Source organism: Winogradskyella sp. UBA3174, from assembly GCF_002364335.1.
Lineage (GTDB): Bacteria > Bacteroidota > Bacteroidia > Flavobacteriales > Flavobacteriaceae > Winogradskyella.
This window is the reverse complement of record NZ_DEXW01000061.1, coordinates 59,705-73,159: the sequence shown is the minus strand read 5'-3', so window position 1 is coordinate 73,159 and position 13,455 is coordinate 59,705. Positions and strand designations below refer to the sequence as shown.

The 13,455-nt window shown below is 32.6% G+C and carries 10 protein-coding genes; 6 read left to right on the top strand and 4 right to left on the bottom strand.

The window, feature by feature from the left end:
* Nucleotides 1-209: 209 nt before the first annotated feature.
* Nucleotides 210-2,519 carry a T9SS type A sorting domain-containing protein gene (locus B2U95_RS11505; protein WP_296316594.1) on the bottom strand — a complete coding sequence of 770 codons (2,310 nt, stop codon included), beginning with the start codon at nucleotides 2,517-2,519 and terminating at the stop codon, nucleotides 210-212.
* Nucleotides 2,520-2,758: 239 nt separating this feature from the next.
* Here B2U95_RS11505 and B2U95_RS11500 point away from each other — a divergent pair, with 239 nt between their 5' ends.
* Nucleotides 2,759-4,000 (top strand): dipeptidase, encoded by a 1,242-nt coding sequence (locus tag B2U95_RS11500; RefSeq protein WP_296316591.1) that lies wholly within the window; start codon nucleotides 2,759-2,761, stop codon nucleotides 3,998-4,000.
* Nucleotides 4,001-4,103: 103 nt separating this feature from the next.
* Here B2U95_RS11500 and B2U95_RS11495 read toward each other — a convergent pair whose 3' ends face one another.
* Together B2U95_RS11495 and B2U95_RS11490 are read right to left on the bottom strand one after the other, a co-directional pair.
* Nucleotides 4,104-6,266: a S9 family peptidase gene (locus tag B2U95_RS11495; protein ID WP_296316588.1), complete on the bottom strand. Its 2,163-nt coding sequence runs from the start codon at nucleotides 6,264-6,266 to the stop codon at nucleotides 4,104-4,106.
* Between the two features lie 51 nt (nucleotides 6,267-6,317).
* Nucleotides 6,318-8,318 (bottom strand): alpha-ketoacid dehydrogenase subunit alpha/beta, encoded by a 2,001-nt coding sequence (locus B2U95_RS11490; RefSeq protein WP_296316586.1) that lies wholly within the window; start codon nucleotides 8,316-8,318, stop codon nucleotides 6,318-6,320.
* A gap of 150 nt (nucleotides 8,319-8,468) precedes the next feature.
* On the opposite strand from B2U95_RS11490, the gene B2U95_RS11485 reads away from it, so the two are divergent.
* The 5 genes from B2U95_RS11485 to B2U95_RS11465 are packed head-to-tail and all read left to right on the top strand — an operon-like array spanning nucleotide 8,469 to nucleotide 12,454.
* On the top strand, nucleotides 8,469-9,419 hold the full coding sequence (locus tag B2U95_RS11485; RefSeq protein WP_296316583.1) for an isopenicillin N synthase family dioxygenase: 951 nt from the start codon (nucleotides 8,469-8,471) through the stop codon (nucleotides 9,417-9,419).
* Nucleotides 9,419-9,748, top strand: a complete 330-nt coding sequence (locus B2U95_RS11480; protein WP_296316582.1) for a translation initiation factor — start codon at nucleotides 9,419-9,421, stop codon at nucleotides 9,746-9,748. Before B2U95_RS11485 ends, B2U95_RS11480 begins: the two co-directional genes overlap by 1 nt.
* 5 nt (nucleotides 9,749-9,753) lie before the next feature.
* Nucleotides 9,754-10,695: a DUF1835 domain-containing protein gene (locus B2U95_RS11475; protein ID WP_296316579.1), complete on the top strand. Its 942-nt coding sequence runs from the start codon at nucleotides 9,754-9,756 to the stop codon at nucleotides 10,693-10,695.
* The gene (locus B2U95_RS11470) at nucleotides 10,685-11,557 is read left to right on the top strand and encodes a nucleoside phosphorylase (protein ID WP_296316576.1); all 873 of its coding nucleotides are present in this window, start codon (nucleotides 10,685-10,687) and stop codon (nucleotides 11,555-11,557) included. The genes B2U95_RS11475 and B2U95_RS11470 overlap by 11 nt, the downstream gene beginning before the upstream one ends.
* Nucleotides 11,558-11,593: 36 nt before the next feature.
* Complete coding sequence (locus B2U95_RS11465) at nucleotides 11,594-12,454, top strand: substrate-binding domain-containing protein (protein ID WP_296316574.1); 861 nt, start codon at nucleotides 11,594-11,596, stop codon at nucleotides 12,452-12,454.
* A 332-nt stretch (nucleotides 12,455-12,786) separates the two neighbouring features.
* Here the strand turns inward: B2U95_RS11465 and B2U95_RS11460 are convergent, their stop codons facing one another.
* On the bottom strand, nucleotides 12,787-13,452 hold the full coding sequence (locus B2U95_RS11460) for a uracil-DNA glycosylase (protein WP_296316572.1): 666 nt from the start codon (nucleotides 13,450-13,452) through the stop codon (nucleotides 12,787-12,789).
* Between the last annotated feature and the right edge of the window lie 3 nt (nucleotides 13,453-13,455).

Sequence of the window (13,455 nt, the reverse complement as noted above, 5' to 3'; positions counted from 1 at the left end):
AATTAACGTGATTCATCAATCAATCAATCAATCAATCAATCAAAAATCAAACAATTATGAGAACCTTATCTAAAATTATGGATACATCTAATAGCTTAGATGACGACTTAGAAACAATAAAATAATAAGAACTCTTTTATCTTATTAAAAACAAAAAAAGTCAGTTACATTAATTTGTAACTGACTTTTTTATTTATTGAAATGAAATCTTATTTCTTTACAACTTTCTTTGTTATACTATTAGATTGTGTACTTAGTTTAATAAAATAAATCCCACTTTCTTGTTGAGTCATGTTAATAACATACTCACTGTTAGAACTTAAGTTACCACTAGATACTTTCTGACCTAATGTATTATAAATTGTATAACTAACGTCTTGACCTATATTAGAAAGAACAACGTTTAAATTATCATTTACTGGGTTTGGATATAGATTAATTAAGCGCTCTAAACCAAACTCATCTACACTTAGAGGATCTTGTGCTTTGAATGTAACAGATTCACCACTACCATAATCACCACCAGTTATTATTACATTCCCACTATCGTCTTGCAAATTGTAAGTTCCATTTCCTTGAGTACAGCATATACCATCACCAAAAGAATCTAACATACTAAATGTATAACAATCATCAAAAGCTGGTATTGTAATCGTTTCTTGAAATGCTGTTGCGTTAGCATAAGCAATTGTTGGCCCACTAGCAACAACAGTACCTCCACTATTACTTAGTTGCCATGTAACTTCATTACCAAAATTATCTGTTGTAAGATTTAAAATTACCTCATTCGTAGAAAACTCAGGTGAAACTGTAAAAGTAAAAGCAAAAACATCATTTACTGTATTTTCATCTGTTGTAGCATTAGGGTTTGTTACAGATACAGTAAATGTATGCGATCCTGGACTCAAGTTACTATAAACTGGTGAAGCTAAAACGACATCTTCATCAGATAATAAAGAACCCGTAAAGTTTATTACAGTATCAGGCTCAGAATCTATACTATAAGATACATCAGCCGATGTTAATGTTAAAAGACCACGATTAATTAATGTGACTTGTGGTGTAAAATCGTCATTACAAATCAAATCTTCGTTACTAGCACCTGCACTTACAGTAGCATCTACTTCAAATTGTTGTAATAATGGAAATATATCTAAAGTCGTTACACCTGTATTACCTGGATCTAACCAATCTCTTAATCTAGAAGCTGCAGTCGTTCCGAAGTCCCAACCAACACCAAAACGGCCATAAACATCAAATCCTCCATTGTCGTTAGTACCAACACATTGGGCACTACCACCAGATAACATACCAATTAAATGACCATCTTCATTGAAAAGACCAGATCCAGAAGAACCACCTTCAGTAACCCCTAAATCCCAATCATTTATTCTCCACATCTCTGTAGTTGGGTTACCGTTAAAACTTGTAACATTACGAAAAGCACCACCATCATCTCTACATGCTTTTTGTATGTCACCACTTGGGTGGTGTACTCCAAAATTAATTTGTGGTGTTTGTGTCGTAGATCTATTCCAACCAGACCAAACGACATCCGGATTATTATTAAAAAAACTTGTATCCGTAATTTCTACAAGTTTCATATCAGACTCTGAACTGGCAGCTCTTCTAATAGAACCACTTACGGTTTGATTAAAAGAACCATTCGTACTATTGGTCGTTGTTCCACAAGAAGGGTTAGGGCTTCTCCAATTAAATCTAAACGCCCATGCACCTTCACCACCACCACAATGATTGGCAGTTAAAAAATATGGTGTACCGTCATTGTTAGTGTTATTGACTAAACTTCCAGTACATAGACCACCACTTGTTAGCAACATTGCTACAGCTTTTTTAACTTCTTCTTTTCTTGTATTTATATCAAAAGGGTCTGTTGTTGGTGCTATATCACAATCCACATCTTGGTTACAAGACCCTGAATCATTCAATGCTTTTTGATATGTTTCTGCAGTACGATAACCATGTACAACAGAACCTACTGTTAATTTAGCTTCGCCTCTTACATTAGCTGGTTGATAATATTCAATCCAAGCTTGGTCACCTTTAACGAACCATGTTCCTAAAATTTCTTCAGGGTTGTTGTTATGATGTGTAAAAGGTCTTATTAAATCATTTTTCTCATTATTATAAACATAAAGCGTAGCTCCTTCTGGGATCCAAAAAATATCAAACATAAAGTTTAATGTATGTGCTCCTTCAGATTTATAAGTCATTCTCCAAATACGATCTCCGTTTGGTAATGTTGTCCATTCACCTACATCATTAGCACTATGGTCAACATATATTTCGTGACCAAAACGCCAAGGCTTAGACTTATCCTTATCATTTATTAAATCTTCATCCATTAATGATTTAACATCAAAAGATGATAGTTTATGAGGTCTTATAGCCTCTAAGTTTTCTAATGACCAGCTTGGTGGTTTAATATCATCTGGTATTTGCTGTGCAAATGACAATGTCGTAAACAATGCCAATACATAAAGTAATTTTAATTTCATAAGGATTTTTTTTTTAATGATATGGTTTAAAAATAATACTTTAAATGAGATTGCCATATTATAGATTTAACTATTTCTTAACAATCGACTAAACGCGTATTAAATCGGCAAGATACGATTCAACCTCTAATAGAATTTTCAACATTTTGATAACACTAAAAATCTATTTACATTTAAGAAACTAAATTATTATGTGTAATAAAAACTTTATAAACTTATTAATCTTTTTAGTATTAATTATGAGCTGTAAATCAGAAATATCTAAAGAAGATAAATTATTAGCTGATGCAAAAGCAATACATGAGCGTGTTATTACTTTAGATACGCATTGCGATATCAATGTAAAAAACTTTACAGATGAGCTAAACTACACGCAAGATTTAGATACACAAATCACATTACCTAAAATGAAAGAAGGTGGACTAGATGTTGCTTGGTTCATTGTTTATACTGGTCAAGACTCACTAACGGACTCCGGATACGAAAATGCCTATAAAAATGCGATGTCTAAATTTAGTGCGATACATAAATTAGTAGAAGATATTGCACCAAATGATATTGAGCTAGCTTTAACATCAGATGATGTTAGGCGTATTGATGCCAAAGGAAAAAAGGTAGCTATGATAGGTATAGAAAATGGTTATCCTGTAGGTTTAGATATTAGTAATGTAGAAAAATTCTATAAACGTGGCGCACGTTATATGTCCTTATCACACAATGGCCACAGTCAACTTTGCGATAGCAATACTGGCGAAAGCGATAACATTTGGTTGCATAACGGATTGAGTGATTTAGGAAAACAAGTAGTGACAGAAATGAATCGTGTAGGGATGATGATCGATGTCTCACATCCTTCAAAAGAATCTATGCGACAAATGATAGCATTGAGTAAAGCACCAATAATAGCATCGCACTCTTCTGCCAGAGCGCTTTGTAATCACAGCAGAAATTTAGATGATGAGCAATTAGTTTGGTTAAAAGAAAACGGAGGCGTTGTACAGACCGTTGCATTCACATCGTATTTAAATACTGAAAAATTCGAAAAACGAGTAGGAATTGAAGTTGAAATTGCAAAGCAAATTTTAGACTCAATGGGTGTACAATGGGCAGAACGCGATGCTCAGAAATTAATGACAGCCGATGAACGAAACACCTATTACGGTCATTTAGGAACTATGGTGCCTATTCGGAAAAATAAATTGGCAACACTAAAAGACTTACCGCCTGCTGTAGATGTTTCTGACTTTGTCAACCATATTGATTACTTAGTTGAAAAAATGGGTATAGACCATGTCGGTATTAGTAGTGATTTTGATGGTGGTGGAGGAATTGCTGGTTGGTCTGATGCTTCAGAAACCTTTAATGTTACCTTAGAATTAGTAAAACGTGGTTACACTGAAGCACAAATAGAACAACTTTGGAGTGGGAATTTATTAAGAGTTTTGGATGAAGTTGAGGCTGTGGCAAAAACTTTGAATTGATTTTTCAACTACTTATATACTATATCTGACATAGAAATTATATTTAAGAATCAAAAAAGCCAGTAAATAAATATTTACTGGCTTTTTTGATTCTAATCCTTTTTTACTCTGAAATATTTTCCAAATCTAACATAAACGCATAGTAGAGTGCAGTATTCTTATAGCGTTCAAAACGGCCTGAAGCACCACCATGACCAGTTTCCATATTACAATCCATAATTAATAAATTGTCATCTGTTTTTAGTGCTCTTAACTTTGCTATCCATTTTGCTGGCTCCCAATATTGTACTTGACTATCCCAATACCCTGTAGTAATCAAAATATTTGGATAATCTTTAGCTTCTACATTATCGTAAGGCGAATAAGACTTCATATAATCGTAATAGGTTTTATCTTTAGGATTACCCCATTCATCAAATTCAAAAGTCGTCAAAGGAATGGTTTCATCTAACATCGTAGATATTACATCTACAAATGGTACAGCTGCTACAACACCATTCCATAATTCTGGTTTCATATTTACAATGGCTCCCATTAACAAACCACCTGCACTTCCGCCAAGCGCATATAAATGATCGCTACTTGTGAAACCATCGTTAACCAAATACTCAGCACAATCTATAAAATCTGTAAATGTATTTTTCTTTTTAAGAAGTTTCCCATCTTCGTACCAATCTCTACCCATTTCTTGTCCACCACGAATGTGAGCAATAGCGTATATAAAACCTCTATCTAGTAAACTTAACCTATCAGACTTAAACGTAGGTTCTGAACTACTTCCGTAAGAACCATATGAATATAATAACATTGGTGTGCTACTATTTTTAATCATTCCCTTTTTATAAACTAAAGAAATAGGAACTTTTGCGCCATCTCTAGCTGTTGCATATAAACGTTTAGATACATAGTTATCTGATGAAAAATTAGCACCTAGTACTTCTTCTTGTTTTAACAATAGTTGTTCTTTGGTATTCATGTTGTAATCATAAGTACTACTTGGTGTTGTTAGCGACGTATAACCATAACGTAAGGTATCAGTGTTAAAATCTAAATTTGAAGTAGTATATGCCAAATACGCAGGATCATTAAATGTCATTTGATGTTCCCCTCCACTCCAATTAATAATACGGATGCCTCTTAGTCCATTTTCACGTTCCTGAACTACTAAGTGGTTACTAAAAAGATCGAAACCTTGCAAATATACTCCGTCTCTATGAGGAATAACATCAACCCAATTCTCTTTTGAAGTTGCATTAATAGGGGTTTTTACTAAACGGAAATTTTTAGCATCTAGATTGGTTCTTATATAAAAATAATCACCATAATGATCTACACTATATTCTAGGTTTTTTTCTCGTGGCTGTATTATTTTCCATTCTCCATTTGGATTGTTAGCATCTAAAACTCTAAATTCTGTAGACAACGTTTGTGAACTGTAAATAGCTAAAAAAGCTTTAGATTTTGATTTTCTAACACCAATATTAAAAGTTTCATCTGTTTCATGAAAAACTAAAACATCATCAGATTGGTCTGTGCCTAAAACATGCTTATAAATTTTGTTAGCTCTTAATGTTGCTGGATCTTTAGTTGTGTAAAAAACAGTTTTATTATCATTTGCCCAGGTTGCACTTCCACTTGTATTGCTTAAATTATCTGATAATAATTCTCCAGTTTCTAAATTTTTGAACTGAATAGAGTAACGTCTTCTAGAAACAGTATCTACTGCAAAAGCCATTAACTTATTATCTTCGCTTATAGTACGATTACCAATGCCATAGTATGCAAAACCTTTGGCCATCTCAGGACCGTTAAAAATAATTTCCTCTTTGCTATTTTCATCAACTTTTTTTCTGCAGTATAAGGCATAGTCATCACCTACTTCATAACGTGTATAGTAAAAGTAACCGTTAGATTTTACTGGTACAGATTGATCGTCTTTTTTAATACGGCCAACAATCTCATCATACAGTTTAGTTTGTAGCTCTTTTGTGTGATTCATAGCTTTATTTAAATACTCATTTTCAGCACCTAAATAATCTAATACATCTTGTGTTTGCGCATCTGGAGTCTCTGCGTTTTTTTGTTCATCACTTAATCTCATCCAGAAATAATCGTCTGTTCTTGTATCGTTGTGAATCGTTAATTCTTTAGTAACCTTTTTAGCTAAGGGTATTTCTATAGATTTATAAGTCACCTCTTTTTGTTCTTGCTTACAGCTGGTTAGAATACTAATCAGTGCCAATAATGAATAAATATTTCTTTTCATTGTCATATTAGTTTAAGTAATACTCGTAGGTAAATAATAATTTGGGTTTTATTAATAAGCCAATAATTTGATTAAATCAGCTTCAAATTTATCACGTGATAAATACTGATCTTCCAACTGACCAATAAAAGGTATAGGTGTTTCCATACTCGCTACACGTTTTACAGGCGCATCTAAATATTCAAAACACTCCTCCATTAATAGTGCAGAAATATCGCTAGCAATACCACCAAACATAGAGTCTTCTTGTAAAATAATGGCTTTACCGGTCTTTTTAACTGAATTAAAAATGGCTTCTTTATCTAAAGGTTGCAATGTTCTTAAATCAATTAAATCAGCTGAGATATCAGAATTATTTTCTAAAGTATTTAAAGCCCAATGAACACCTGCTCCGTAAGTAATTATTGTAATAGCTTCACCTTCTTTTAAAAGTGCAGCTTTACCAAATGGTATGGTAAAATAATCTGTTGGCACCTCTTGTCTTATACTTCTATATAATGCCTTATGCTCAAAGAAAAGCACAGGATTTGGATCATTTATTGAAGTAGCTAATAATCCTTTAGCATCGTAAGGAAATGCAGGGTAAACCACCTTTAAACCTGGTGTTTTAGTAAACCAAGCTTCATTAGTTTGCGAATGAAATGGACCTGCAGCAACGCCTGCACCACAAGGCATTCTAATCACCACATCTGCTTCTTGTCCCCATCTGTAATGCGATTTTGCTAAATAATTAACAATAGGGTTAAAACCAGAAGTTGCAAAATCTGCAAACTGCATTTCTACAACAGATTTTATTCCAGAAATAGATAATCCCATTGCTGTTTCAATAATTGCAGATTCACAAATAGGTGTATTCCTAACACGATCTTTTCCAAAGGCTTCTAAAAAGCCTTCAGTCATTTTAAAAACACCACCATATTCTGCAATATCTTGTCCCATAATAACAAGATCTTTATGTTTTTGCATGGACTGTTTTAAACCTTCAGAAATCGCATCAATTAATCGTAGTTCTTTTATTTCTTTATTTGGTGTAAATTCTTTATAATCGAAGTACTTATAAACATCACTTAATTCTTTAGTTTCATCAGCTACCACATCCTCTTCGGCATAAGCTGACTCCAAAGAGGTATTAATATCTGCCTTTATTTCAGCAGTATACTGTTCGTCAATTTCTTGATTTAAAATCTTTCGGCTAAATAAATAACTTCTGAAATTTTCTATAGGATCTTTTGCTTCCCATTCTTGCATTAAGGCTTCAGGAACATATTTTGTACCACTAGCCTCTTCATGCCCACGTCTCCTAAATGTTTTAAATTCTATTAAAATTGGCCTAGGGCGTTTTCTAATGCTTTCAGCTAATTTTTTAACTTTAGTATAGGTTTCAATAACATTATTTCCATCTAAAATAAAAGACTCAATACCGTAACCCTTACCTCTATCTGCTAAATGTTTACAATTATATTGCTCTTTTGTAGGAGTAGATAACCCGTAACCATTATTTTCAATGCAGAAGATTACGGGCAATTGCCAAACAGAAGCTACATTAAGTGCTTCATGAAAATCACCTTCACTTGTACCACCTTCACCAGTAAAAACAGCAGTAACTTGTCCGTTTTTCTTTAATAAATTTGCCAAAGCTATACCATCTGCGACACCAAGTTGTGGGCCAAGATGGGATATCATACCCACTATATTAAACTCTTGAGTACCAAAATGAAAAGAGCGATCTCTACCATTAGTAAACCCACTAGTTTTACCTTGCCACTGACAAAATAAACGATGTAACGGAATATCTCGCGTTGTAAATACACCAAGATTTCTATGCATTGGCAATATGTATTCACTTGGTTTTAATGCCATAGTAACACCTACAGAAATAGCTTCTTGCCCAATACCAGAAAACCATTTTGAAATTTTGCCTTGTCGCAGCAAGATCAACATCTTTTCTTCTATTAATCTTGGCTTAAGCATATTGTAATAAAGCTTTAGTAAAACTTTATCACTTAAATTACGCTTATCGTAATCTATATTACTTTTTGTAATTGTCGGCATCTAATTAAAATTTCAAAATCGTACCTCAAAAGTAAATAAAATTGCCTCAATATCGCAGTATGGACATCAATTTATCAATAATTTACACCTAATTTTTTAGCACTATTTTAGTTACATTTGTATATTGTGTAATATTTAAACAAAAACCTAATGGATAGAATACCTAGCGTAGATTTAAAGGATTTCATATCTGATAATCCAAATAGAAAAGAAAAGTTTATTAAGGAAATCGGAAAAGCTTATGAAGATATTGGATTCGTTGCTTTAAAAGGTCACTTCTTAGACGACAAATTAGTAGACAATTTATATGGTGAAATAAAGAATTTCTTTGATTTACCAATAGATACCAAAGAAAGCTACGAAATACCTGGAATTGGTGGTCAACGCGGATATGTTTCGTTTGGTAAAGAAAGTGCTAAAGGCAAAAAAGAAGGTGATTTAAAAGAATTTTGGCACTTTGGGCAATATGTAGATGATGATGATGAGCGCAGAAAAGAATACCCAGAAAATGTTGATGTTAAAGAGTTATCGGAATTCAATAGAATAGGCAAAAAAACCTATGAAATGCTAGAAAAAACAGCTAAGTATGTGCTACGTGCTCTAGCTTTGCACCTAGATCTTGAAGAAACGTATTTTGATAATTACATACACAACGGAAATTCTATTTTAAGACCAATTCACTATCCTCCAATAACACAGGAACCAAAAAACGCTGTTAGAGCAGCTGCCCACGGAGATATTAATTTAATAACTTTGTTAATGGGAGCCCAAGGAAGAGGACTACAAGTGCAAAAACATGATGGCGAATGGATCGATGCTATTGCAGAACCAGATGAATTAATGATTAATGTTGGTGATATGTTATCGCGTCACACCAACAATAAATTAAAATCTACAGTTCATCGTGTTATAAATCCTCCAAGAGAACTTTGGGGAACCTCTCGCTACTCTATTCCATTTTTTATGCATCCTATAAGCGAAATGAAATTAGATGTTTTAGATAGCTGTGTAGATGATAATAATCCAAAACAATTTGAAGACATTACTGCAGGTGAATTTTTAAATGAGCGTTTAATTGAACTTGGACTGATTAAAAAGTAATGGATTTAAAAGACCAATTAAAAAATCTATTTCCAGAGCATACACAAGAACTTACGGATGCTTCTGACAATTCTAAAAACAAGGTGTGGTTGCAAGATGCTCCTATTCTTTGTAAATATGAAAAACGAAAAGGAAAACCTATTACAATTCTCGAAGGTTATACAGGAGCTACAGAAGACTTTAAAAAATTAACTAAAGAGCTTAAGACTAAACTAAGTGTTGGTGGCAGTTTTAAGAACGATAAAATTATTATTCAGGGTGATTATAGAGATAAGATCATGGCAATGTTAAAAGATAAAGGATTTAATGTTAAACGTGTTGGAGGTTAATTTTTATGGAAAAAAAAATCCTACATATTACAAATGGTAATCATCTTACCGATTATTTAAGAGAATTAGATTTTACTGAAGATATTCTAACTTGGCAAGAAATGCTCTGCGAAGGTCCAACGATTCCTGCAATAAATTCTGACGCTTTTTTTGAGCTTCGTGCTGATTTTCTTAAATCTAATTATGATATCGAAGTTAATACCGATGAACTTAAAAGTGAATTGTCAAAATTAGATACTATTGAAAATTATACAGAAATAAACTTATGGTTTGAGTATGATTTGTTTTGCCACATTAATCTACTAGGAGTGATTAATTTATTACATCAAAAAGAAATTGACAAACCCTTATATCTTATATGCAGTGGACGTGTAGAAGGGGAAAAGCAGTTAAAAGCTTTAGGTGAATTGAATGCAGATCAATTAAAATCGCACTATAAAGATAAAGTGCTTTTAACACAAGAAGATATTGATTTAGCAATTGCCTTGTGGCGCACATATTGTGGTACTGATCACAATATATTAAAACCCTATATTGTTACAACGTCTAACTTTAAATACATGAGTAATTGCCTTAAAGCACATTTAAAACGTTTTCCGCATCAACAAAGCGGATTAAATGTTTTGGAAGACAATATTCTTAGACTATTAAGGGATTACCCAATAAAATCTAGACATCATCTTTTAGGTTATAGCCTCAATTACCAAGGTTATTACGGATTTGGAGACTTACAATTACAGCGCATTATTGATAAACTATCTCTGTTTTTTGATGAAACCGATAATGAACTTAAACTAAATAGAAAAGGGCATGAAGCGTTATTGAGGCACCATAATTTTAAATCAGAAATAAACAATGATATGGTATATGGAGGTGTAACACGTCTTAATTATCAATTTAATGTAGAACAGAATAAACTTATAAAAACCACATTACATGTCAATTAAAGACTCAGAGCTTATATTAAATCCGGATGGTAGTGTTTACCATTTAAACTTGAAGCCTGAAGATATTTCAGATACTATCATTTTTGTTGGAGATCAAGATCGTGTAGAAAAAATAACAAAACACTTCGATAGCATTGAATTTAGTACCCAAAAACGTGAATTCAAAACACAAACTGGTTATTACCAAGACCGAAGAATAACAGTTATATCTACTGGTATTGGACCAGATAATATAGATATTGTTTTAAACGAATTAGATGCATTAGTTAATATAGATTTAAAAACGCGTAAGCCCAAAACAGAACTTACGAGCTTAAATATTATAAGAATTGGAACTTCTGGCTCTTTACAAGCAGATATTCCGGTAGACTCGTTTCTTATGAGTACACATGCGCTCGATGTTAATGGTATGCTGCACTTTTATCAAATTGATGGCATTAGCAATCCTGAAATTGAAGATGCATTTATAAAGCACACAGATTGGGATAAGAATAAAGCACGACCAATTATTATAAACAACAGCAAATATTTAGAGAAGTATTTTGAAAGTGATTTGATTTTTAAAGGTATGACTGGTACTGCTGGCGGTTTTTATGGGCCTCAAGGACGTGTATTGCGTTTACCATTACATGATCATGGCTTAAATAATAAACTAGATAGCTTCAGTTATAAAGATTTCAGAATTACAAATTTTGAAATGGAAACATCTGTTATTTATGGACTTTCAAAATTATTAGGACACGAAGCATTATCGCTAAACGCTATTATAGCTAATAGAGCTACAGGTGGATTTAGTAAGAACCCAAAGAAAACAGTAGAAAGATTAATTAAATATGCTTTAGAGCGTATTGTGAATATATAAAAGTTCCCTTTTCTATGGAAAAGGCTAGGTATAGTAATGAAAAAAGTAAATATTGGTGGTGTTCCAGAACATTTTAATTTAGCCTGGTACCTAACACTAAAAAAGGGAGAATACAAGGACAAAGGTATTAACCTAAGGTGGCATGATTATTACGGTGGTACAGGAGCAATGTGCAAAGGCTTACGTTCTGGCGACATTGATATTGCAGTAATCTTAACCGAAGGTATTATTAAGGATATCATAGATGGTAACCCAAGTAAGATTGTGCAAACTTTTATAGAAACTCCTTTAATATGGGGAATTCATGTGGCAGCAGATTCAAAATTTAATTCAATTAAAGATATAAAAGGAACAAAAGCTGCAATTAGCAGATATGGTTCAGGGTCTCATTTAATGGCCTATATAAATGCAAAAAAACATAATTGGGATTTAGAAAATGATTTAAACTTTGAAGTCATAAAAAATTTAGATGGTGCAGTAAAAGGACTTACTGAAGGTGACGCAGATTACTTTATGTGGGAGAAATTTACAACCAAGCCATTAGTAGATGATGGCACATTTAGAAGAATTGACAATTGCCCTTCTCCTTGGCCTTGTTTTGTAATCGCAGTAAGAGAGGATTTTATTGAAAACCATAATGACGATTTAAAAACTATTTTGAATATTATAAATGAAACTACAAGAGAATTTAAGTCCATACCGAGCATAGATAAAACGATAGCTAATCGTTATGAACAAGAATTAGAAGATGTAAAGGAATGGTTGTCTTTAACAGAATGGTCTCAAAATTTAATGGATGAAGAAGAAATAACTAAAGTACAGAATCAGTTACTTGAACTTAATATTATTACTGAAAAAGCAAAATATTCACATTTAGTTTACAATATTGACAAATAAATCATTAAATATTGTTTTTTTAATTAATATAAAAACCGACAAAACACCACTAATCACCGACTAAACACACGTCTATTTGATACTTCAAAATGTAAATTCTTACACAAAAAAGCATGTAAACCTCAGAATTTCAATTTTTTAGTTATATTTGCCCAACCAAATCTATACTATTAACAACAAATAACAGACTAATATGATTTTAACAATTACTCTGATTTTTTCTTTTCTTGTGGCAATTAACTTTTTGCTATTAATTTTTAGTTGTAATAAATCAGCTAAACAAATAAAAAGCAACAAACCGCGAGTTATAAGAAATTTAAGACCTACAATTTCTACCACTCAATTACAGACTGGCCAACTTGCTGCAACAGGAAGTTAGTTTTACTGAAATTCTTATTACCAAACCAATAGCCTCTATTAGCACTTAATGGAGAAGGGTGTCCCGTTTCTAATATGAAATGTTTATCCTCACTAATAAGTTTCTTTTTCTTTCTAGCAAAGCCTCCCCAAAGTAAAAAAATCACATTTTCTTTATCCCTATTTATAGTTTTAATTACAGCATCTGTAAAGTCTTCCCACCCTTTTTTTTGATGACTACCTGCTTGGTGAGCTCTAACAGTTAAAGTTGCGTTTAAAAGTAACACACCTTGATCTGCCCACGCTACTAAATTTCCACTTTCAGGATAAGAAATACCAACATCATTTACTAACTCTTTAAAAATATTTGTAAGTGATGGTGGATGTTTAATATCATCATTAACAGAAAAGCATAAACCATTTGCTTGCCCAACACCATGATAAGGATCTTGGCCAATAATAACCACTTTCAACTTATTAAACGGACAATGATAAAAAGCGTTAAAAATATCAGACTTCTTAGGGAAACATTTGTGCGCTTCATACTCACAATTAACAAAATCTGTTAGTTCTTTAAAATAGGGTTTTTCAAATTCTGATTGCAAATAAGGTTTCCAACTTTTGTGTATGTTAATGTCCATAAA